Genomic DNA, 22,394 nt, shown 5'->3' on the forward strand with positions numbered 1-22,394 from the left:
GTGCGGGCGCGCGCGGCGGCCCGCGACGCCGGCATCGCCGCGCTGACGGCCGAAATCGACACCGCGGCACGCGTGCTCGACACACCGGCCGCGCGCCTCATCGCGCGCGGCACGTCGCGGCTCGTGCAGCTCGACGAAGTCGAGACGCTGTTCGCGTCGAACGCACTCGTCGTCGATGCGTGCCGCCACACGGTACGCGACGCGCGCACGACCGTGTCGCTCGCGCGACGGCCCGTGCTGTTCGTGCTCGCCCGCGCGCTCGGCGAGGCATGGCCGGCCGACGTGTCGCGAAACGCGCTCGTCGCGGCCGCGTTCCGCGCGAAACACGCGGACGAATCGCATCGCGCGCGCCTGCGCGTCGAGATCGGCCGGCTGCGCGCGGTGCTGCGGCCGCTCGCAAACATCGTCGCAACGCCGCGCGGCTTTGCGCTCGAACCGCTCGGCGTACGCGAGACCGTCGTCCTCGCGCGCCCGGTCGACGATCGCCACGCAGCCGTACTCGCGCTCCTCGCCGATGGCGAAGCATGGTCGAGCTCCGCGCTGGCGCTGGCCCTCGGCGCGAGCCAGCGCACCGTGCAGCGCGCGCTCGACGTGCTCGCCGAAGCCGACAAGGTCCAGGCGCTCGGCCGCGGCCGCGCGCGCCGCTGGTTGACGCCGCCGCTGCCCGGTTTCGCGACGACCTTGTTACTCCCTGCCCCGCTGCCGGGAGATTAGGATGACCTCACCGAACGACGAGGTGACGAACATGAAACGCTCCAGTGCAGAGATCCTTCGCGAATACGGCCCGTTTCCCGGCGTCGACGGCGTACACGGCGTCACGTTCGACGGGAAGTACGTGTGGTACGCGTCCGGCGACAAGCTGAATGCGCTCGACCCGGAGCGCGGCACGACCGTCCGCTCGATCGACATCGCCGCGCATGCGGGCACGGCGTTCGACGGCCGCCACCTGTACCAGATCGTCGAGGACCGCATCGAGAAGATCGACCCCGAATCGGGCCGCGTGCTCGCGACGATTCCCGCTCCCGGCGGCGGCGGCGATTCGGGGCTGGCATGGGCCGAAGGCGCGCTGTGGGTCGGCCAGTACCGCGATCGCAAGATTCATCAGGTGGATCCGCAGTCGGGCGCCGTGCTGCGCACGATCGAGTCGAACCGCTTCGTCACCGGCGTGACGTGGGTCGACGGAGAGCTGTGGCACGGCACCTGGGAAGCCGATCAGGCCGACTTGCGGCACATCGATCCGCGCACGGGCCGGGTGCTCGAGCAGATCGACATGCCGGCCGGCGTCGGCGTGTCGGGGCTCGAATCCGACGGCCACGACCGCTTCTACTGCGGCGGCGGCAACAGCGGCACGTTGCGCGCCGTGCGGCGGCCCGCGCGGGTGCGGGCACCGGGCGACGGTGCGGCGACGCCCGATCCGGCTGACGACTGATCCGCCGCCTGCCGCGATCGCTGCTGCGCGCGGCGCGCCCACCCACCGGCCTGCACCGAGTGCAGGAATGAACAAGACGACGCCGCGACGGCGTCGCTAAGATGCGCGCTCATCAGTCATGTGTTCGGAGCAGTCGATGCAGCGCGGTGTGGTCTATGGTGTCCTGGCAGGTGCCCTGTGGGGCATGGTGTTTCTCGTTCCGCGGCTGCTGACCGACTTCTCGCCGCTGCTGCTGAGCGCCGGCCGCTATGCGATGTACGGTCTCGTGTCGCTCGCGGCCGCGCTGCCGGCCGCCCGCTCGCTGCTCGCGCGGCTGACCCGCGAGGATCTCGTCGCGCTGGTCAGGCTCGCCGTCATCGGCAACGTCGCGTACTACATGCTGCTGTCCGGTGCGGTGCACCTGATCGGCATCGCACCCAGCTCCCTGATCGTCGGCGTGCTGCCCGTCACGGTGACGCTCGCAGGCCTCGGCGACCAGGGCGCCGTGCCGTTGCGCCGGCTCGCCGCCCCGCTGGCGCTGGTGATCGCGGGCATCGTCTGCATCAACGTCGACCTGTTCACGTCCGAGGCCGCACATGCGACGACGCTCGGCCAGAAACTCGCCGGCATCGCCTGCGCGGCGGGCGCGCTCGCGAGCTGGACCTGGTATGCGGTCGCGAACGCACGTTATCTGCAGCGCCATCATCGTTTCGGCGGCAACGAGTGGTCGGTCTTGTGGGGTGTCGTGACGGGCCTGATCGGCGGGCTCGTCTGGATCGCGATCCTCGCGCTGCCGGCCGGCACGCTGCAGGAAGCGGTGCCCGCGTCGCGCTGGCAGTTGTTCTGGCTGCTGAACCTCGTGCTCGCGATCGGTGCGTCGTGGCTCGGCAACGGGCTGTGGAATGCGGCGTCGAAGCGGCTGCCCCTCACGCTGTCGGGCCAGCTGATCGTGTTCGAAACCGTATTCGCGATGCTTTACGCGTTCGTGTACGACCAGCGGATGCCGCATGCGCTCGAGATCGCCGCGCTGGTGCTGCTGCTCGCCGGCGTCTATGGATCGGTGCGCCGGCATGGCGACACGCCCGCCGGCGGCGGGACGGCGGGAAGCACGCCGGCAAACGCACCGGCAAACGCGAATGCCGCAGCCCATTGAACGCCGCGGCGTTTGCTCAGACGAATCGAGGTGAATGACGCGGATCGCTCCGCGTCAGCGCGCGTCCTTGTGCATCCACTTGCGGCCCTCGATGGAGCCGTCGCGGCGCGACTTGTCGACGCGCCGCTGGCGCGCGAGTTTCGGATCGACGATCAACGGGCGGTAGATCTCGACGCGGTCGTGGTCGGCGAGCAGCGTGTCGAGCGGCGCAAGCTTCCCGTACACGCCCGTCTTCGCGTTCGCGAGATCGATTTCCGGGTGCAGCGCGAGCACGCCGCTCGCATCGATCGCCGAACGAACGGTCGCCCCTTCGGGGAGCGACAGCGGAATCAGCGTCTGGCGATCCGGCAGCGCGTAGCAGACTTCGATCGACAGCATCGCGTCACCCCTTCCCGTAGCGCTGGTCGGCGCGCTTCACGAACGAATCGACGAACGTGTTCGCGATGTGGCTGAACACCGGCCCGATGATCTTCTCGAGCAGGATGTTCGAGAACTCGTAGTGCAGCGCGAATTCGATCTTGCACGCATCGGCACGCAGCGCCGTGAAGCGCCACGAGCCCGTGAACTTCTTGAACGGGCCGTCCGTGAACTCCATGTCGATCCGCGTCGGGCGCTGCTGCGTGTTGCGCGTCGCGAAGTGCTGCTTGATGCCCTTGAAGTTGATGTCGATGCGCGCTTCCATCCCGCTCTCGTCCTGACGGCGAACCTCGACACCGCCGCACCAGGGCAGGAAATTGGGGTAATCGGCCACGTCGGTGACGAGGTCGAACATCTGTTCCGCCGAATGACGGATCAATACGGTTTTCTGGACATCTGCCATAAATCGCGCGGCATCGCTCAAGGTGGGAACGCAAGCCGGGCGATTCCCGCCCTGCTTTGCTAAAATCGTGATTTTAAACGAGTTGGCCCGATCCTTTCATGAGCATCATCGACAACAGGAAAGCGCACTTCGATTATCACATCGAGGAACGCTACGAGGCGGGGCTCGTGCTTGAGGGCTGGGAAGTCAAGGCGCTGCGCGCCGGGCGCGGCCAGATCAAGGAGGGCTACGTCGTGGTGAAGAACGCCGAGATCTTCCTGATCGGTACCCATATCAGCCCGCTGCCCGAAGCCTCGACGCACATCAAGCCCGACCCGGTTCGCACGCGCAAGCTGCTGCTGCACCGCGAGGAAATCAAGAAGCTGATCGGCAAGGTCGAGCAGCGCGGCTACACGCTCGTGCCGCTGAACTTCCACTACAAGGGCGGTCGCGTGAAGTGCGACATCGCGCTCGCAAAGGGCAAGAAGCTGCACGACAAGCGCGAAACCGAGAAGAAGCGCGACTGGGAACGCGAAAAGGCACGCATCATGCGCGCCGGCACCTGACGCGCGACGCACCCCGCAAACGACACGGCCCGCTCGAAGCGGGCCGTGTTGCTTTGGACTACGTGAATCGCCGATGCCGGCTGTGCGGCGGCGGCTGAGGCACGCCATACCGCCGGCGTCGGCCGAAGAAAGGTGCCGCGGGCATCATCCGCGCCGCGGCTGCGCGACGATTCGCCGCACACCGATCGTACGCGGCGTGCCCTTCGCACACCGCGTATATCCAACTCAGGCCTTCCCGCCCGAGGCCGCCCCCGCGTTCTTGACGATCGTCAGCGCCGACGAGATCGCGGTGCCGAGATCCGACAGGTTCGACGGCACGATCAGCGTGTTGCCCTGCTTCGCGAGATTCGAGAACGCCCCGACATACTGCTCGGCGACCTTCAGGTTCACCGCATCCATCCCGCCCTGCGACTGGATCGCGTTCGCGATCTTCTGGATCGCCTGCGCGTTCGCCTCGGCCACCGCCAGAATCGCAGCGGCCTCGCCCTGCGCCTGGTTGATCGCAGCCTGGCGCTCGCCTTCGGATTTCTGGATCGCCGCTTCGCGCGCGCCCGACGCGAGGTTGATCTGCTCCTGCTTGCGGCCTTCGGATGCGGCGATCAGCGCGCGCTTTTCACGCTCCGCGGTGATCTGCGCCTGCATCGCGTGCAGGATTTCCTTCGGCGGCGTCAGGTCCTTGATCTCGTAACGCAGCACCTTCACGCCCCAGTTCGCCGCCGCCTGGTCGAGCGCCGACACGATGTTGTGGTTGATGAAGTCGCGCTCCTCGAACGTCTTGTCGAGTTCGAGCTTGCCGACCACCGAACGCAAGGTCGTTTGCGCGAGCTGCGTGATCGCGAGCACGAAGTTGCTCGACCCGTAAGACGCCTTCATCGGATCGGTCACCTGGAAGTACAGCACGCCGTCGACCTGCAGCTGCGTGTTGTCGCGCGTGATACAGACCTGGCTCGGCACGTCGAGCGGGATTTCCTTCAGCACGTGCCGGTACGCGATGCGATCGACGAACGGCAGCACGATATTCAGGCCGGGCGACAGCGTCGCGTGATAGCGCCCGAAGCGCTCGAGCACCCACGCATGCTGCTGCGGCACGATCTTCACCGTCTTCGACACGATCACGATCGCAATGACGAGCAGGACAACCCAGATGATCAGCGAATCCATGAAATATTCCCTCCTTGTTGTATCGGCGGACGATCAGCCCGCGGGTTTCGCCACGACCACGAGACAATTGCCGCGCACAGCACTCACCTGATACACATGCGCATCGTCGCGCTCGCCGTTCGCGAGCTCGACGTCCCAGTCGGCGCCGCGATACTGCACGCGCGCACGGCCGTCGCGCCACGCATCGACCGTAACGGTCGAGCCGATGTCGAGATTGACGTCCGGATTCGTCGACGTGTCGCGCTTCTGCTTGCGGCCGAGCCCCGAGCGGCGCAGCGCGATCATCGCGACGATCGCGACCGCGGCCGCCGCGCCGAACTGCACGTGCGGCGCGAAACCAGCCAGTTGCAGCAAGCCGCCCGCGAGAAAGCCGAGTGCGATCATCAGCAGGTAGAACGTGCCCGTCAGCAGTTCGGCCACGACCAGCACGCCCACCGCGACCCACCAGAACAGATGCCCCGACATCATTTTGGCCTCCAGAAAAACGCCCCCGATACTCACTATATTCGCTGCCGCGAGCGGAGGCGACCGGCACGCCCGGATCGGCACGTTGCGTACCGACAAATAAAAACACCCCGGTGCGTACCGGGGTGTTTATAACACGAACCTTGCATTTTGCCTTCAACGAAAGCGCGGCGGCACCGCGCTTTCGCCGAAGCGGCATCGCCGACCGTTACTTCCGGTTGGCAAGCGCCTGCCACGTATCGATGATCGTGTCGGGGTTCAGCGAGATCGACACGATGCCTTCGTCGGTCAGCCATTGCGCGAAGTCCGGATGATCGGACGGGCCCTGGCCGCAGATACCAACGTACTTGCCCATCTTGCGGCAGGTATCGATCGCGCGCTTCAGCAGGAACTTGACGGCCGGGTCACGTTCGTCGAAGTCGACAGCCAGCAGTTCCATGCCCGAATCGCGGTCAAGGCCGAGCGTGAGCTGCGTGAGGTCGTTCGAGCCGATCGAGAAACCGTCGAAGTGCTCCAGGAACTCTTCGGCGAGGATCGCGTTGGTCGGGACTTCGCACATCATCACAAGGCGCAGGCCGTTTTCGCCGCGCTTCAGGCCGAACTTCTCGAGCAGGCCGACGACACGCTCCGCCTGCTTCACGGTACGCACGAACGGCACCATGATCTCGACGTTGGTCAGGCCCATCTCGTCGCGCACGCGCTTCAGTGCACGGCATTCCATCTCGAACGCCTGCGCGAAGTCTTCAGCGATGTAGCGCGATGCGCCGCGGAAACCCAGCATCGGGTTTTCCTCATCCGGCTCGTAACGCGAACCGCCGATCAGCTTCTTGTACTCGTTCGACTTGAAGTCGGACAGACGCACGATCACGGGCTTCGGATAGAACGCCGCAGCGATCGTCGCGACACCTTCCGTCAGCTTGTCGACGTAGAACTGACGCGGCGATGCATGACCGCGCGCGACGCTCTCGACGGCCTTCTTCAGGTCCTGGTCGATGTTCGGGTACTCGAGGATCGCCTTCGGGTGAACGCCGATGTTGTTGTTGATGATGAACTCGAGACGCGCGAGACCCACGCCGCCGTTCGGCAGTTGCGAGAAATCGAACGCGAGCTGCGGGTTGCCGACGTTCATCATGATCTTGACCGGGATTTCCGGCAGTTCGCCGCGCTGCACTTCCGTGACTTCCGTCTCGAGCAGGCCGTCGTAGATCTTGCCTTCGTCGCCTTCCGCGCACGACACGGTGACGAGCGCGCCGTCCTTCAGGACGTCGGTCGCATCGCCGCAGCCGACGACTGCCGGCACGCCGAGCTCACGCGCGATGATCGCCGCGTGGCAGGTCCGGCCGCCACGGTTCGTGACGATCGCGGCCGCACGCTTCATCACCGGCTCCCAGTTCGGGTCGGTCATGTCGGCCACCAGCACGTCGCCCGGCTGCACGCGTTCCATTTCCGACGGATCCTGGATCACGCGCACGGGGCCCGCGCCGATCTTCTGGCCGATCGCACGACCCGTCGCGAGCACCTGCGACTGGCCCTTCAGCTTGAAGCGCTGCTCGGCCTTGCCGGTTGCCTGGCTCTTCACGGTTTCCGGGCGTGCCTGCAGGATGAAGATCTTGCCGTCGCGGCCGTCCTTGCCCCACTCGATGTCCATCGGACGCTGATAGTGCTTCTCGATGATGACCGCGTACTTCGCCAGCTCGATCACGTCTTCGTCGGTGATCGAGTAGCGGTTGCGCTGTTCGTGCGGCACGTCGACCGTCTTCACGCGGCCCGGCTCGCCCGGCTGCGTGAATTCCATCTTGATCAGCTTCGAGCCGATCGAGCGGCGGATGATCGGGTACTTGTCCTGTGCGAGCGTCGTCTTGAACACGTAGAACTCGTCCGGGTTCACCGCGCCCTGCACGACGGTTTCGCCCAGGCCGTAGCTCGACGTGATGAACACGGCGTCCTTGAAGCCCGATTCGGTGTCGATCGTGAACATCACGCCAGCCGCGCCGACGTCCGAGCGGACCATGCGCTGCACACCGGCCGACAGCGCGACTTCCGCGTGCGTGAAGCCCTTGTGCACGCGGTACGAGATCGCGCGGTCGTTGTACAGCGACGCGAACACGTGCTTCATGCGGTCGAGCACGTCTTCGATGCCGACGACGTTCAGGTAAGACTCCTGCTGACCGGCGAACGATGCGTCGGGCAGGTCTTCCGCGGTAGCGGACGAGCGCACGGCGAACGACAGCTCGCCCGGCGAACTGTTCTTCAGGATGTCGAACTGCTCGCGGATTTCCTGCTCGAGACGTGCCTGCATCGGCGCATCGACGATCCACTTGCGGATTTCCGCACCAGCTTCGGCGAGCGCCTTCACGTCGTCGATGTCGAGCGACTCGAGACGCTTGGCGATGCGGTCGGTAAGGTCGTTGTGCTTGAGGAAATCGCGGAACGCGAGCGCGGTCGTGGCGAAACCGGTGGGTACGCGAACGCCTGCTTCGGAAAGCTGGCTGATCATTTCGCCAAGCGACGCATTCTTGCCGCCGACGATTTCCACATCGGTCATCCGCAACTGCTCGAACGGAATTACATACGCCTGGTCCTTTGCGACGTTTGCTGCGTTAGTCATACAAGCCCCTAAGTGTGAAAAAAATGCTCGATTGCGCAAGTGGGCTCGGACGCGGGCGCTTGCAAAAAGGCGCGGCGCGTCTTGCGCAACCTGTTGGAGAAACACTCGCAGCGGCGGAAATCTTCTGACCCGATTTGCAAAAATCCCGGCAGAAGGGCGATATTTGCAGACAAATCGCCAAACTTGCCGGGAATTATGGAATCGAGCGGCAAAGCCTGGGGCGCCGTTCGCGCCCTGCCCCCGCAATTGCTTATCCAACAGGTTGCCGCTATTCTACCGTGCCGGCTGCCGGATGTGGCGCGACCTTGTCACTGCGTCTGGAGGCGACCCTCCAGCCGCCCGCGCAACCGCCCTTCACGCTCGACGTCCAGATTCATGCTGCCTACCGTATTCATCGTCTCCGACGGCACCGGGATCACTGCCGAAACCTTCGCGCACTCGATCCTCTCCCAGTTCGACCAGAAATTCCGTCTCGTGCGCGTGCCGTTCGTCGACTCGCTCGACAAGGCCTATGCGACCGTCGAGAAGATCAACGAGGCCGCCGTGCACGACGGCCGCCGCGCGATCGTGTTCACGACGCTCGTCGACAGCGAGTCGAACGACATCGTCAAACGCTCGAACGCACTCGTGCTCGACATGTTCCAGCGCTTCGTCGAACCGCTCGAACAGGAACTGGAGCTCAAGTCGAGCCACGCGATGGGCCGCGGCCACCAGAACGCGGACACCGAGGAATACAAGACCCGGATCGAGGCGATCAACTTCTCGCTCGCGCACGACGACGGCCAGTCGAACCGCAACCTGTCGGAGGCCGACGTGATCCTCGTCGGCGTGTCGCGCAGCGGCAAGACGCCGACAAGCCTGTATCTCGCGATGCAGTATGGCGTGAAGGCAGCGAACTATCCGCTGATTCCGGAAGACTTCGAACGCGGCAAGCTGCCGTCGGCGCTCGCCTCGCACCGCGAGAAGCTGTTCGGGCTGTCGATCGACCCGCAGCGCCTGTCGGAGATCCGGAACGAGCGGCGCCCGGGCAGCAAGTACGCGGCGCCCGAGAACTGCCGCTACGAAATCAACGAGGCGGAAGCGATGATGCGCCGCGAGGGGATCAAGTGGCTGTCGTCGACGCACAAGTCGATCGAGGAAATCGCGACGACGATCCTGCAGGAAGTCCGCCTCGACCGGCAGTCGTACTAAGGTCGAGCGCCGGCGGCCGCCCAGACGCCGCCGGAAACGAAAAGGCCGCGTCGAACGCGGCCTTTTTTCGTGGTGCGGGGAACGCGCGAGCGTAGCGTCACGCTCACCGCTGCTGGCGCACCTGCTCGAACAGGCACACCGCCGCCGCGGCTGCGACGTTCAGCGACTCCATCCCGCCCGGCTGCGGAATCGTCACGCGATGCGTGGCCACCTCGCGCCAGTACGCGCAGACGCCCGCGCCCTCGTTGCCGAACACCCACGCCACGGGGCCCGACAGATCGCAATCGTAGATTGCCTGCGCGCCGTGCGAGTCGGTCAGCGCAACCGGTACATCGAGGCGTTCGGCGAGTTCACCGGCTTCGACATCCTCGTGGATCGACAGCAGGAAATGCGCGCCCATGCCCGAACGCAGCACCTTCGACGACCATGCGTACGCCGTCCCCGGCGCACAGAACACGTGGCGCACGCCTGCGGCCGCCGCGCTGCGCAGGATCGAGCCGACGTTGCCGGCGTCCTGCACGCCGTCGAGCACGACCGACGTATGCGTGACGCGAGTGGGCAGCGGTTGCGCCGGACGCTCGACGAGCAGCAGGAAGCCGACGCCGTTGACGACGTTCGACAACTGCCCGAACAGCGCGTCGGGCAATGTGACGATCCGTTGCGCATCGATGCGCGCGACGATCGCCTGCGCTTCCGCGTGGCCGAGTGCGCCTTCGGTCGCCACGCACAGCTCGGGCGTCGCGCCCGTATCGAGGTACGCGCTCGCGAGATGGAATCCTTCGAGCAGCGCCTGGCCGCTGCGGCGCTGATGGGGCGTCGAACCCGCGAGCGCCTTCAGGCGCTTGTACAGCGGGTTGTCGCGGGAAGTGATGCTTTTCATCGAATCAGGTCGAGTGCCGCGCGAACCGGCGCGAACGAGCGCCGGTGCGCTTCGCATGGCCCGTGCTCGCGTAGCGCGGCAAGGTGTTTCGCGGTGCCGTAGCCCGCATGTACGTTGAAGCCGTACACCGGGAAACGCTCGTGCAGGTCGACGAGCATGCGATCGCGCGTGACCTTCGCGAGAATCGACGCGGCCGAGATGCTCGGCACGAGCGCATCGCCGCTGACGATCGCCTCGGCACGCACCGTCAGCGTCGGACAGCGGTTGCCATCGATCTGCGCGAGCGTCGGCAGCACCGACAGGCCCTCGACCGCCCGCTTCATCGCGAGCATCGTCGCGTGCAGGATGTTCAGCGTGTCGATTTCGTCGACGCTTGCCGACGCGACGCAATACGCACGCGAACGTGCAACGATCAGGTCGTACAGCGCGTCGCGCTTCTTCGCGGACAGCGCCTTCGAATCGTCGAGCCCGTCGATCGGCTGCGCCGGATCGAGGATCACGGCGGCGGCCACCACCGGCCCCGCGAGCGGGCCACGACCGGCTTCGTCGACGCCGCAGACGATCTCGTCGGGCCGGCTGAAATCGAAACCGTCCTGCACGTCGCTCGACGCGCGGCGGCGTGGTGCACGTAATGCGGTCATGCGCGCCCCTTGCGTTGTTCGAGCACGCGCACGACCGCTTCGGCCGCCTTCGCGGCCGTGTTCTGCCGCAGCGAAAGATGCATTTCGGTGAAGACTTCGGTCAGTGTGCGGCGGTTCGCGTCGTCGCGCAGCTGCGTGAGCGTCGCATCGGCGAGCGCCTCGGGCGTCGCGAAGTGCTGCAGCAGCTCGGGCACGACGAAACGCCCCGCCAGGATGTTCGGCAAGCCGACGTACGGCAGGTACCCCTGCCGGCGCATGATCTGCCCGGTCAACCAGGGCACCTTGTAGGAGATCACCATCGGCTTCTTCAGCAGCGCGGCTTCCAGCGTGACCGTGCCGCTCTTCACGAGGATCGCGTCAGCCGCCGTCATCGCGACCTGCGAGCGGCCGTCGGTGAGCGTCAGCGCAAGCTGCGGATGCGCGTCGACGAGCGGCTGCAGCAGCGCGCGCAACGCGGGCGTCGCCGCCGGCATCACGAACCGCACGCCAGGCTCGCGCTGCTGCATCAGCGCCATCGCCGCAAAGAACGTCGGGCCGATCAGCGCGATTTCCGAACGCCGGCTGCCCGGCAGCACCGCGATCACCGGGCCGTCGGCCGGCAATCCGAGCGCGATGCGCGCGCCGTGCATGTCAGGCTCGAGCGGAATCTCGTCGGCCAGCGGATGGCCGACGTAGGTCGAAGCAACACCTGCCTTGTCGAGAATCGCCGGTTCGAACGGGAACAGGCACAGCATGTGGTCGACGGACTTCGCGATCTTCTTGATCCGGCCGCCGCGCCATGCCCAGATCGATGGGCACACGAAGTGGATCGACGGGATACCGGCATCGCGCGCGGCCTGTTCCACGCTGAAGTTGAAGTCGGGCGCGTCGATACCGATGAACGCGTCCGGTCGCTCGGCGAGCAACTGGCGCTTCAGCTCACCGCGAATCCGCAGGATCTCGGGAATCTGGCCGAGCGCCTCGACGTAGCCGCGCACGGTCAGCTTGTCCATCTGCCAGTGCGAGTCGAAGCCCTGCGCGATCATCCGCTGCCCGCCGATCCCGTAATACTGGGCCGATTCGGGCAGCCGCTCGCGCAGCCCGCCGAGCAGCGACGCCCCGAGCAGGTCGCCCGACGGTTCGCCGGCCGCCATCGCGAGCCGGAGCTGAGTGGTCGGAAGCGGCATCGCTTAGCGGATGATGCCGCGTTGCGACGCGTCGATGAACTCGACGAACGCCTTGACCGCCGCGTCGCCGTCGCCGCCCGCTTCCGCGAGCTCGCGCAGCTGCACCTTCGCTTCCTCGAACGACAGGCCGTTCTTGTACAGCAGGCGGTAAGCGCTGCGCAGCGCCGAGATCGCATCGGGCGAGAAGCCGCGCCGACGCAGCCCTTCGACGTTGATGCCGTGCGGCTCTGCCTTGTTGCCCGCCGCGATCACGAACGGCGGAATGTCCTGCACGAGCGCCGAGGCGCCCCCGAGCATCGAGTGCGCGCCGATGCGCACGAACTGGTGGACGCCCGACATCCCGCCGACGATCGCCCAGTCGCCGATCTCGACGTGGCCGGCCATCTGCGCGTTGCTCGACAGGATCACGTGGCTGCCGACAGTGCAGTCGTGACCGATGTGCACATAGGCCATGATCCAGTTGTCGTCGCCGAGCGTCGTCACGCCGCCGTCCTGCACGGTGCCCGTGTGGATCGTCGTGAATTCGCGGATCGTGTTGCGGCTGCCGATCACGAGCTTCGTCGGCTCGTCCTTGTACTTCATGTCCTGCGGACGGCCGCCGACCGACGCGTAATGGCCGATGCGGTTGTCCTCGCCGAGCGTCGTATGGCCTTCGATCACGCTGTGCGAGCCGATCGTCGTACGCGCGCCGATCGTGACGTGCGGGCCGACGATCGCGTACGGGCCGATCTCTACCGATTCGTCGATCTGCGCGCCCGGTTCGACAATCGCGGTGGGATGAATCCTGGTCATGCGCCGTTGCCTCTCGATGTGATGTGTCGCGTTGCGTTGCCTGTGCGTGCCGCGTCGCTCAGGGCGCCACGTCGGTCGTCTTGACCGTGCACATCAGTTCGGCTTCCGCCGCCACCTTGCCGTCCACTTCCGCCACCGCCTTGAACTTCCAGATGCCGCGGATGTAGCGTTCGAACGTCACGTTCAGAATCAGTTGGTCGCCCGGTTCGACCGGACGCTTGAAGCGCGCGCCGTCGATCCCGACGAAGTAGTACAGCGTGTTCTCCGGATCCTTCGGCTGCTCTTCAGAGAAGGTCAGCAGCGCCGCGGCCTGCGCGAGCGCCTCGAGGATCAGCACGCCCGGCATCACCGGCCGCTTCGGGAAATGCCCCTGGAAGAACGGCTCGTTGATCGACACGTTCTTCAGCGCTTTGATTCCCTTGTGCGGTTCGAGTTCGAGCACGCGATCGACGAGCAGAATCGGGTAGCGATGCGGCAGCAGCGTGAGGATCTTGTGGATGTCGAGATTGATTTTTTCAGTGCTCATGATGGTTCGTCTCACGCAGAGGCTGCGCGGTGGTGATGCAAAGGCTGAAGCGGGCCGCCGTGCGGCCCAGTCTGGCAAACCGGGCCGGTTGCGCTGGCCGTGCCCGGTTCGAGGTCTCGCATGATGCGCTCAGGCGCCCGTGCCGCCCTGGGCGGCGAGCGCGGCCTCGAGCGCCTTGATGCGCTCGCGCAGCTTGTCGAGGTTGCGCACGAGCGCGGCGCTCTTGTTCCATTCGCCGTGGTCGACGGCCGGGAACGCGCTGGTATAGATGCCGGCCTTCGGCAGCGACTTCGATACGCCCGAATTCGCGGTGATGATGACATAGTCGCCGAGCGTCACGTGGCCGGCGATCCCGGCCGCGCCGCCGATCATGCAGTGGCGGCCGATCGTCGTGCTGCCCGCGATGCCCGCCTTGCCGGCGATCACCGTGTAGGCGCCGATCCGGCAGTTGTGGGCGATCTGCACCTGGTTGTCGATCTTCACGCATTCTTCGATGACGGTATCCGCCATCGCGCCGCGGTCGATCGTCGTGTTCGCGCCGATCTCGACGTCCGGGCCGATCGATACGCCGCCGACCTGCGGGATCTTGACCCAGCTGCCGGTGCGCGCGTCGCCGTCGCCGACGAAATCCGGCGCGAAGCCGAAACCGTCGGAGCCGATCACGGCACCCGCATGGATGATCGCGCGCGGGCCGACCTTGCAGCCGTGGTACACCGACGCGTTCGGATAGATGTGCGAGCCCGCGCCGATCGTCGTGCCGCGGCCGATGAAGACGTTCGCGTCGAGCTGCACGCCGTCCTCGATCACCGCGCCGGCCTCGACCGTCACGTGCGGGCCGATCACCGCGCTCGCGGCGACCTGCGCGGCCGGATCGATCGTCGCGCTCGGATGCACGCCGGCGGCACGCTGCGGCGTGGCCAGATCGATGAACATCTGCGCGACGCGCGCAAAGTACGCGTACGGATTCGGCGTGACAATGAAATTGCGACTCGTCGCGGCCGCGCCCAGCTTTTCCAGATCCTTCGGCGCGATCAGCACCGCGCCGGCGCGGGTCGACTCGACCTGCGACAGGTACTTCGGATTCGCGAGGAACGCGAGTTGCTGCGGGCCTGCCTGGTCGAGCGGTGCGAGCCCGCTCACCTTGCACTGTGCGTCGCCGGCGATCTCGCCGCCGAACCGCTTTACGAGTTCCTCAAGCGTCAATGCCATTCGTCGTCTGCTCCGTTCAGTTCGTCGAGCCGGACGCGAGCGCCTTGAGCACCTTGTCGGTGATGTCGATGCGCGGGCTGACGTACACGGCTTCCTGCACGATCAGGTCGTAATTCTGCTGCTCGGCGATCTGCTTGATGACCTTGTTCGCCTTCTCGAGCACGGCCGCCAGCTCCTCGTTGCGGCGCTGGTTCAGGTCTTCGCGGAACTCGCGCTGCTTGCGCTGGAAGTCGGTATCGAGCTGGGCGAGATCGCGCTGCTTCTGCGCGCGATCGGCCGCCGACAACGACGCGCCGTTCTTGTCCAGCGAATCGGACATCGACTTCAGGCGTGCCGCAAGATCCTGCAGATCCTTGTCACGCTTCGCGAACTCGGCTTCGAGCTTCGTCTGCGCCGCCTTCGCGGGCGCCGACTCGCGCAGGATCCGATCCGAATTGACCGCCGCGATGCGGGCGACGTCCTGTGCGTGTACCGTTGCCGCGCCCAAGGCCAGCGCAACGGTCAGCGCGCACATCACTCGTTTCGAAAACTTACCGGTTAGCAAAATTACCCTCTCGTTGCTGTTGTCATGCGTTCGGTCAGAACGCCGTCCCGATCTGGAACTGGAATTTCTGGTACTGGTCGCCTTCGTGCTTCTGCAGCGGGAAGCCGAGGCTCAGCTTCAGCGGGCCGATCGGCGAGATCCACGCGAGACCCACGCCGTAGCCGTAACGCAGGCCGTTGGCGCCCGTACTCGTGCCGCCCGGCGCGTTGCCCCACACGTTACCGCCGTCGAGGAACGTGAACACGCGCAGCGTGCGGTCGTAGCCCGTGCCCGGCAGCGGGAACGTCAGCTCGATGTTGCCGACGAGCATCTTCGAACCGCCAATCGGGTCGTTCGTCTTCGTGTCGCGCGGGCCCAGCGAGCTCGGCTCGTAGCCACGCACGGAGCCGATACCGCCCGCGTAGTAGTTCTTGAAGATCGGGTACGGGTTGCCGATACCGTTACCGTAGCCGCCTTGCAGGTTCAGGCCCAGGATGAAGCCGCGCGAGAACGAATAGTAGTACTGGGCCTGCAGGTCGGCCTTGTAGTACTGGATCTTGCCGACCGGTACGCCGTACTCCATGTTCGCCTGCGTGAAGTAGCCGCGGCTCGGAATCAGCGCGCTGTCACGCGCGTCGCGCGACCACGCGACCGTCAGCGGCACCGTGTTCGACACGCGGCCGAACTCGTTCACGTAATCCTGGTAGCTCTGCGGCGTGTTCGAATCGACGTCGAGACGGTTCTGCTCGAAGCCGGCGCCGAAGTAGACGGTGTCGACTTCCGAGAACGGAATGCCGAACTTCAGGTTGCCGCCCGCGCTGATGATCCGGAAGCTCGAGCTCGTCGAATAGTAGAGCGGCTGGTACGTGCGGTAGTAGACGTCCGTGATCCGCTTGATGCCGTCGACCGTGAAATACGGGTCGACCTGCGTAACGGTCAGCGTACGGTAGCTCTTCGCGGTGTTGACGTTCACCGACAGGCTGGTACCCGAGCCGAACACGTTGTCCTGCGACACGCCCGCCGACAGCACGACCTTGTCCGTCGACGAGAAGCCGGCGCCCAGCGTGATCGCGCCGGTCGGCTTTTCATCGACCTTCACGTTCACGTCGACCTGGTCGTTCGTGCCGTCGACCGGCACCGTCGTCACATCGACGTTGGTGAAGTAGCCGAGACGGTTCACGCGATCCTTCGACAGCGCGAGGCGGTTCGAATCGAACCACGAGCTTTCGAGCTGGCGCATTTCGCGGCGCACGACTTCGTCGCGCGTGCGCGTGTTGCCGACGACGTTGATCCGGCGCACGTACACGCGGCGGCTCGGATCGACGACGAGGTTCAGGTTCACCTTGTGGTTCGCCTGGTCGATGTCCGGCTGCGCGTTGACGGTCGCGAATGCATAGCCGTATTCACCGAGCTTGTCGACGATCGACTTGGTGGTCTGCTGCAGCTTTTCGGCCGAGAAGCGGTCGCCCGGCTTGATCTTGATCAGCTTGCTGAGTTCGGCCTCGCGATCGAGCAGGTTGCCCGACAGCTTGATGCCCGACACCGTGTACGGCTCGCCTTCGTGCAGCGTGACCGTCAGGTACATGTCCTTCTTGTCGGGCGAGATCGACACCTGGGTCGAATCGATGTTGAACTCGAGATAGCCGCGGTTCAGGTAGTACGAGCGCACCGCTTCGAGGTCGCCCGTCAGCTTTTCCTTCGAGTACAGGTCGTTCTTCGTGTACCAGGAGAACCAGTTCGGCGTGGACAGCTGCATCTCGTCGCGCAGCGTGCTGGTGCTGAATGCCTTGTTGCCGATGAAGTTGATCTGGCGGATCTTCGCGCTCGGGCCTTCGGCCACCGCGAACAGGATCGACACACGGTTCGCGTCAACCGGCGTGACCGTCGTCTTGACCTCGGCCGCGTAGAAGCCGCGCGTGAGGTACTGGCGCTTGAGCTCCTGCTCCGCCTTGTCGACGAGCGCCTTGTCGTAATAACGGCCGTCGGCAAGGCCGACCGCGCGCAGCGCCTTCGTCAGGTTGTCCTTGTCGAATTCCTTCGTGCCGGTGAAGTCGATCGACGCGATGGCCGGACGCTCCTGCACCTGCACGATCACGACGTTGCCCTGCGTGGCGATGCGTACGTCGTTGAAAAAGCCCGTCGCGTACAGCGCGCGGATTGCTTCGGATGCCTTGTCGTCCGTGAAGGTATCGCCCTGCTTGATCGGCAGGTAGGCGAACACCGAACCCGCTTCGACGCGCTGCAGCCCCTCGATCTTGATGTCTTGCACCACGAACGGTGCCGCTGCATGCGCCGCGAGGCCGTGCGCGGCGAGCGCGGCCGCTGCAACTGTCTTAGGTACAAAACGATGAGGTTTGAACAACATGCATCCCCAATATTTAGCTGCATCAAATCAGGCGGCTGCCCAGCGGCCGCCGCCTGACGCTTCAGAAATGGATTAACCGAGCCAGATCGTTGAACAGCGCGATCGCCGACAACGCGACGATGCAGATCAACCCGGCTCTTTGCAGAATCAGCTGCCAGCGCTCCGAGACGGCTTTCCCGGTCGCGGCTTCAACCGCATAATATAACAGATGCCCCCCGTCCAAAACGGGAATCGGCAACAAGTTCAGGACGCCAAGGCTAATGCTGACAAGGGCGAGGAACGACAGGAACGCCGACGGACCGAGCCGCGCACTCTTGCCCGCGTAGTCGGCAATCGTCACGGGGCCGGACAGGTTCTTCAGCGACGCGTTGCCCGTGATCATGCGCCCGAACATCCGCAGCGAATACACGGAAATGTCCCACGTGCGGTGCGCGCCGAGCCGCAGGCTCTCGATCGGCCCGTAACGCACGTCGACGGACGGCGCATGCATCGACAGCGCCGCACCGATACGGCCGACCTGCTGCCCCGATTCGTCGTCGCGCTGCATCTGCGGCACGATCGACACCGTCTGCGCGGCGCCGTCGCGCTCGATCTGCAGCTCGAGCGGCTTGCCCGCATGGTGTTTCACGAAATCGATGAAGCGCGTCGCGCCGCCGATCGGCTTGCCGTCGAGCGCGACCAGCTTGTCGCCGGACTTCAGGCCCGCCTGCTCCGCCGCGCTGCCGGGCTGCACCGACGCGACCGACAGCGTACCGCCGCCGGTCTCGAAGCCCAGATGGGCCATGAAATCGTCGTCGAGCTGACTTTCGGGAACGTTGCGCAGGTCGACGCGGAAATCGAACGTCGTGTTGCCGTCGCGCGCGCCGAGCACGATCTCGCGGTGATCGAACGCGGCCGCGAGCAGCTTCCAGCGCAGGTCCGACCACGACCTTACCGGCTCGGACTCGCCGCCTTGTGCGTCACCCGTGCGCACGTTGCGGATCGACACGATCGCCTCACCACCGTCGAAGCCCGCGCGCGCCGCCGCCGTACCGGCGGCCGGCGGCGCGACGATCGCGGCCGGCTCGGTCACACCGGTGGCAAATACGACGGAAAACAGGAAGATTGCCAACAGAAAGTTGGCAATCGGCCCGGCCGCGACGATCGCGATGCGCTTGTAGACCGATTGCCGGTTGAACGCCTGACCGAGCTCCTCGGGCGGGATGCCGGGGCCGGGATCGCGCTCGTCGAGCATCTTCACGTAGCCGCCGAGCGGCAACGCGGACAGCGTCCACTCGGTGCCCGTCCGGCGGCTGACCCAGCGCGCGACGGGCTGGCCGAAGCCGATCGAGAAACGCAGCACCTTCACGCCGCACCAGCGCGCGACGCGATAATGTCCGTACTCATGCACGACGACCAGCACCCCGATCGCCACCGCAAACGCGATCAGTTCAACCAGCACGTTCATGAGCACCCCATTCAGACAGTGCGCTCCACGCGTGGCGCAGGCGCTTTGGCAATGATCTCGGCGGCGAGGCGGCGTGCCTCTGCATCCGCCGCCAGGACGTCGTCGAGCCCGTCGGGCGCGCGGTTCGGCAGCGTGTTGAGCACGGCGTCGACCGTCGCCGCAATCGCCATGAAGCCGATGCGGCGCGCGAGAAACGCTTCGACCGCCACTTCGTTCGCCGCGTTCAATGCGGCGCTCGCGATACCGCCTTCCTCGAGTGCCTTCAGCGCGAGCGCAAGGCACGGGAAGCGCGCGTAATCGGGCTTCTCGAACGACAGCTGGGCGATCTGCGCGAGGTCGAGCTGATCGACGCCCGCATCGACGCGCTCGGGGAACGCGAGTGCGTGCGCGATCGGCGTGCGCATGTCGGGGTTGCCGAGCTGGGCGAGCACCGAGCCGTCGCGGTACGACACGAGCGAATGGATCACGCTCTGCGGATGGATCAGCACGTCGATCCGGTCGCCCGGCAGCCCGAAGATCCAGTGCGCCTCGATCACCTCGAGACCCTTGTTCATCATCGTCGCGGAGTCGACCGAGATCTTGCGGCCCATCACCCAGTTCGGATGCTTGCACGCCTCGTCCGGCGTCACGTCGACGAGCGTGGCCGGTTCGCGCGTGCGGAACGGGCCGCCCGACGCGGTCAGGATGATCTTCGAGATCCCGCCGTGCTCGTTCTCGTCGCGCGGCATGCACTGGAAGATCGCGTTGTGTTCGCTGTCGACCGGCAGCAGGATCGCGCCATGGTCGCGCACGGCGTCCATGAAGATCGCGCCCGACATCACCAGCGATTCCTTGTTCGCGAGCAGGATGCGCTTGCCGGCGCGCGCGGCCGCGAGGCTCGGCGCGAGGCCGGCCGCACCGACGATCGCCGCGACCACCGTGTCGCAGCCGTCGCTCTTCGACACGTCGACGAGCGCCTGCGGCCCGTGCAGCACGGTCGTCTTGCTGCCCGCCGCATGCAGCTTCGCTTCGACGTGCGCGGCGGTCGCGGCATCGCCGACCACCGCCACTTCAGGCGCGAAGCGCAGGCATTGCTCGACCAGCTTGTCGCCGTTGCGGTGTGCGGTCAGCGCGTAGACCGAGAAGCGCTCGGGATGGCGCGCGACCACGTCGAGCGTGCTGTCTCCGATCGAGCCCGTGGAACCGAGCAATGTCAGACGTTTTTGCATAACAGAAATAGTGGTTTAACCAAGCAGCAGCATCGCGAGCGGCAGCACCGGAAGCAGCGCGTCGACACGGTCGAGCACGCCGCCATGGCCAGGCAGCAGTCCGCTCGAATCCTTCACGCCCGCCTGCCGCTTCAGCAGCGACTCGAACAGGTCGCCGATCACGCTGTACGCGACCAGCAGCGTCAGTGCAGCCCACGCGCCGGGCATTCCGTAACGCACGGCGAACGCGGAAAACAGGGTCGGCTCGAACGCGTGCACGACCATCGCGACACCGGAGACGACCATCACGGCGAGCCAGCCGCCGATCGCGCCTTCCCAGCTCTTGCCGGGGCTGATCGTGATGGCCAGTTTACGCTTTCCGAAGGCCTTGCCCGCGAAGTATGCGCCGATATCGGCCAGCCAGACGACCAGAAGCAGCGACAGCACGAACGGCACGCCCAGCGCGCGCGCCGCGACGAGCGCATGCCAGCAGGCCGCAAAGACCACGAGGCCGGCCGCCAGCAGGAACGGCCGCCAGACGCCGCCCGCGAGTTCGGGCTTGCGCCGCAGCGCGAACGGGCCGACCAGCAGCCAGAACACGCCGGCTGCCATGAAAAGGGGACGGGACGAAGCCGCATCGACGCCGAGCGGCACCGTTGCCGCGAGCGCAAGCGCCGCGACGACGGCATAGACGACCGGGCCGGCGCCGCCGAGCTTGAGCAGGCGCGCCCATTCCCACGCGGCGAACACGAGCACGACGCCGATCAGCGCACCGAACGCGGTGAGCGGCGCGAACAGCGTCACCGGCAGCAGCACCGCCAGCATCACGATCGCCGTGATCACACGGGTTTTCAGCATGAAAGGGAGTCGGCGTTCTGCGATTGCGGTTCGAGCTGTGCGCTCGTGCGGCCGAAACGACGTTCGCGCTCCGTATACGACGCCATGGCGTCGGCCAGTGCCGCGCCGTCGAAATCCGGCCAGTATTTGTCGGTGAAATAGAATTCGGCGTACGCGAGCTGCCACAGCAGGAAGTTGCTGACGCGCTGCTCGCCACCGGTACGGATGAAGAGATCGGGCTCCGGCGCATAGGCCATCGCCAGGTGCGGCGCGAACGCGTCCTCGGTCACTTCGACCTCGCGCCCTTCGCGCACGGCCTGCTCGACGAGTTTCTTCGTCGCCTGCAGGATGTCCCACCGGCCGCCGTAGTTGGCCGCGATGGTGAGCGTAAGACGGGTGTTGCGCGCCGTCTTGGTTTCGGCGCGGCGAATCAGTTCGCGGATGCGCGGCTCGAAACGGTCGAGATCGCCGACGACACGCAGGCGGATCCCGTTCGCATGGAGCTTGCCGACCTCGCGCTCGAGCGCGGTGATGAAGAGCCGCATCAGGAACGACACTTCGTCGTTCGGCCGGCGCCAGTTTTCCGAACTGAACGCGAACAGCGTCAGGTATTCGACGCCGGCGCGCGCGCAGCCCTCGACCACCGCCCGCACGGCATCGACGCCGCGGGTATGCCCCGCGACGCGCGGCAAGCGGCGTTCGGTCGCCCAACGGCCGTTGCCGTCCATGATGATCGCGATGTGACGCGGCACGACACCGACGTCAGGCACGCGAACGGTAGAGCTGGTATAGGTCATGGCCGTTGAGACAGTTGCGGGAAGAAGGCGGCACGCGAGGACGGTCGTCAGACCGTCATGATCTCGGCTTCCTTGGTCTGCACGAGCTTGTCGATTTCGGCAACGTGCTTGTCGGTCAGCTTCTGCACGTCGTCGCTCGCACGGCGCTCGTCGTCTTCCGAGATTTCCTTGTCCTTCACGAGCTTCTTGAGTGCTTCGTTCGCGTCGCGGCGCAGGTTGCGGATCGCGACCTTGGCCGTTTCGCCTTCGCCCTTGACGACCTTGGTCAGTTCGCGGCGGCGCTCTTCCGTCAGCGCGGGCATCGGCACGCGGATCAGGTCGCCGGCCGTAGCCGGGTTCAGGCCCAGGTCGGCTTCGCGAATGGCCTTCTCGACCTTCGCGACCATGTTCTTTTCCCACGGCTGCACGCCGATCGTGCGCGCATCGACGAGCGTCAGGTTAGCGACCTGCGAGATCGGCACCATCGACCCGTAGTAGTCGACCTGCACGTGATCGAGCAGACCGGTGTGTGCACGGCCCGTACGGATCTTTGCCAGATCGTTCTTGAACGCTTCGATCGAGCGCTGCATCTTTTGCTCGACGCCCTTCTTGGTATCAGCGACACTCATTTCAACCTCCGAACCTTCTAACCTTCAAAGAACGCGGGCCCTGCCCGGCGCGTCCGTCGCGCCGC

Annotated in this window: 22 protein-coding genes and 1 pseudogene; 5 read left to right on the forward strand and 18 right to left on the reverse strand. The window is 65.9% G+C overall.

The annotated features are described in order from the left end of the window. From DPV74_RS20040 to DPV74_RS20050, 3 genes and pseudogenes are all read left to right on the forward strand, one after another. Window positions 1–714 (forward strand): annotated as a pseudogene (locus DPV74_RS20040) (helix-turn-helix domain-containing protein); the annotation flags it as partial. A gap of 31 nt (window positions 715–745) precedes the next feature. Beyond that, window positions 746–1,429 (forward strand): glutamine cyclotransferase, encoded by a 684-nt coding sequence (locus DPV74_RS20045; RefSeq protein WP_119337838.1) that lies wholly within the window; start codon window positions 746–748, stop codon window positions 1,427–1,429. A 136-nt stretch (window positions 1,430–1,565) separates the two neighbouring features. Then, on the forward strand, window positions 1,566–2,561 hold the full coding sequence (locus tag DPV74_RS20050) for a DMT family transporter (protein ID WP_119337839.1): 996 nt from the start codon (window positions 1,566–1,568) through the stop codon (window positions 2,559–2,561). 54 nt (window positions 2,562–2,615) lie between these two features. On the opposite strand, the gene DPV74_RS20055 is transcribed toward DPV74_RS20050, so the two are convergent. Further along, window positions 2,616–2,939, reverse strand: a complete 324-nt coding sequence (locus tag DPV74_RS20055; RefSeq protein ID WP_021159122.1) for an RnfH family protein — start codon at window positions 2,937–2,939, stop codon at window positions 2,616–2,618. Between the two features lie 4 nt (window positions 2,940–2,943). Next, entirely contained in the window at window positions 2,944–3,381 is a 438-nt protein-coding gene (locus DPV74_RS20060; RefSeq protein ID WP_027787100.1) for a type II toxin-antitoxin system RatA family toxin, read from the reverse strand. Window positions 3,382–3,479: 98 nt separating this feature from the next. On the opposite strand from DPV74_RS20060, the gene smpB reads away from it, so the two are divergent. Beyond that, window positions 3,480–3,926, forward strand: coding sequence for an SsrA-binding protein SmpB (gene smpB, locus DPV74_RS20065; RefSeq protein ID WP_006478511.1), 447 nt, complete (start codon window positions 3,480–3,482; stop codon window positions 3,924–3,926). Between the two features lie 225 nt (window positions 3,927–4,151). Here the strand turns inward: smpB and DPV74_RS20070 are convergent, their stop codons facing one another. From DPV74_RS20070 to ppsA, 3 genes are all read right to left on the reverse strand, one after another. Continuing rightward, on the reverse strand, window positions 4,152–5,087 hold the full coding sequence (locus DPV74_RS20070) for an SPFH domain-containing protein (RefSeq protein ID WP_014896750.1): 936 nt from the start codon (window positions 5,085–5,087) through the stop codon (window positions 4,152–4,154). A 33-nt stretch (window positions 5,088–5,120) separates the two neighbouring features. Continuing rightward, window positions 5,121–5,555 carry an NfeD family protein gene (locus tag DPV74_RS20075; RefSeq protein WP_027787099.1) on the reverse strand — a complete coding sequence of 145 codons (435 nt, stop codon included), beginning with the start codon at window positions 5,553–5,555 and terminating at the stop codon, window positions 5,121–5,123. A gap of 205 nt (window positions 5,556–5,760) precedes the next feature. After that, window positions 5,761–8,160: a phosphoenolpyruvate synthase gene (gene ppsA / locus DPV74_RS20080; protein ID WP_027787098.1), complete on the reverse strand. Its 2,400-nt coding sequence runs from the start codon at window positions 8,158–8,160 to the stop codon at window positions 5,761–5,763. Between the two features lie 375 nt (window positions 8,161–8,535). On the opposite strand from ppsA, the gene DPV74_RS20085 reads away from it, so the two are divergent. After that, window positions 8,536–9,351, forward strand: a complete 816-nt coding sequence (locus DPV74_RS20085) for a pyruvate, water dikinase regulatory protein (RefSeq protein WP_021159117.1) — start codon at window positions 8,536–8,538, stop codon at window positions 9,349–9,351. Between the two features lie 103 nt (window positions 9,352–9,454). Here the strand turns inward: DPV74_RS20085 and DPV74_RS20090 are convergent, their stop codons facing one another. The 13 genes from DPV74_RS20090 to frr form a co-directional block, all read right to left on the reverse strand. Beyond that, the gene (locus tag DPV74_RS20090) at window positions 9,455–10,231 is read right to left on the reverse strand and encodes an RNA methyltransferase (protein WP_119337833.1); all 777 of its coding nucleotides are present in this window, start codon (window positions 10,229–10,231) and stop codon (window positions 9,455–9,457) included. Beyond that, the gene (gene rnhB / locus DPV74_RS20095; protein ID WP_119337834.1) at window positions 10,228–10,872 is read right to left on the reverse strand and encodes a ribonuclease HII; all 645 of its coding nucleotides are present in this window, start codon (window positions 10,870–10,872) and stop codon (window positions 10,228–10,230) included. The genes DPV74_RS20090 and rnhB overlap by 4 nt, the downstream gene beginning before the upstream one ends. Beyond that, complete coding sequence (lpxB, locus tag DPV74_RS20100; RefSeq protein ID WP_027787095.1) at window positions 10,869–12,038, reverse strand: lipid-A-disaccharide synthase; 1,170 nt, start codon at window positions 12,036–12,038, stop codon at window positions 10,869–10,871. The genes rnhB and lpxB overlap by 4 nt, the downstream gene beginning before the upstream one ends. A gap of 3 nt (window positions 12,039–12,041) precedes the next feature. Next, the gene (gene lpxA / locus DPV74_RS20105) at window positions 12,042–12,830 is read right to left on the reverse strand and encodes an acyl-ACP--UDP-N-acetylglucosamine O-acyltransferase (protein WP_021159113.1); all 789 of its coding nucleotides are present in this window, start codon (window positions 12,828–12,830) and stop codon (window positions 12,042–12,044) included. 58 nt (window positions 12,831–12,888) lie between these two features. Then, complete coding sequence (gene fabZ / locus DPV74_RS20110) at window positions 12,889–13,356, reverse strand: 3-hydroxyacyl-ACP dehydratase FabZ (RefSeq protein WP_021159112.1); 468 nt, start codon at window positions 13,354–13,356, stop codon at window positions 12,889–12,891. A 129-nt stretch (window positions 13,357–13,485) separates the two neighbouring features. Further along, window positions 13,486–14,565 carry a UDP-3-O-(3-hydroxymyristoyl)glucosamine N-acyltransferase gene (lpxD, locus tag DPV74_RS20115; RefSeq protein WP_119337835.1) on the reverse strand — a complete coding sequence of 360 codons (1,080 nt, stop codon included), beginning with the start codon at window positions 14,563–14,565 and terminating at the stop codon, window positions 13,486–13,488. 16 nt (window positions 14,566–14,581) lie between these two features. Next, on the reverse strand, window positions 14,582–15,079 hold the full coding sequence (locus tag DPV74_RS20120) for an OmpH family outer membrane protein (protein ID WP_011549544.1): 498 nt from the start codon (window positions 15,077–15,079) through the stop codon (window positions 14,582–14,584). Between the two features lie 64 nt (window positions 15,080–15,143). Then, complete coding sequence (gene bamA, locus DPV74_RS20125) at window positions 15,144–17,453, reverse strand: outer membrane protein assembly factor BamA (protein WP_057056463.1); 2,310 nt, start codon at window positions 17,451–17,453, stop codon at window positions 15,144–15,146. 61 nt (window positions 17,454–17,514) lie between these two features. Continuing rightward, a complete protein-coding gene (rseP, locus tag DPV74_RS20130) occupies window positions 17,515–18,900 on the reverse strand; it encodes an RIP metalloprotease RseP (RefSeq protein WP_059694695.1) in 1,386 nt (461 codons plus the stop codon). Window positions 18,901–18,911: 11 nt separating this feature from the next. Beyond that, window positions 18,912–20,108, reverse strand: a complete 1,197-nt coding sequence (locus DPV74_RS20135) for a 1-deoxy-D-xylulose-5-phosphate reductoisomerase (protein ID WP_119337836.1) — start codon at window positions 20,106–20,108, stop codon at window positions 18,912–18,914. 15 nt (window positions 20,109–20,123) lie between these two features. Further along, on the reverse strand, window positions 20,124–20,945 hold the full coding sequence (locus DPV74_RS20140; RefSeq protein WP_119337837.1) for a phosphatidate cytidylyltransferase: 822 nt from the start codon (window positions 20,943–20,945) through the stop codon (window positions 20,124–20,126). Continuing rightward, the gene (gene uppS / locus DPV74_RS20145) at window positions 20,939–21,721 is read right to left on the reverse strand and encodes a polyprenyl diphosphate synthase (RefSeq protein ID WP_006478494.1); all 783 of its coding nucleotides are present in this window, start codon (window positions 21,719–21,721) and stop codon (window positions 20,939–20,941) included. Before uppS ends, DPV74_RS20140 begins: the two co-directional genes overlap by 7 nt. Before the next feature lie 47 nt (window positions 21,722–21,768). Beyond that, window positions 21,769–22,329: a ribosome recycling factor gene (gene frr, locus DPV74_RS20150; RefSeq protein ID WP_027787089.1), complete on the reverse strand. Its 561-nt coding sequence runs from the start codon at window positions 22,327–22,329 to the stop codon at window positions 21,769–21,771. Window positions 22,330–22,394 lie beyond the last annotated feature (65 nt).

Origin of the sequence: Burkholderia sp. HAN2018 (assembly GCF_024704855.1) — a bacterium.
GTDB lineage: Bacteria > Pseudomonadota > Gammaproteobacteria > Burkholderiales > Burkholderiaceae > Burkholderia > Burkholderia cepacia.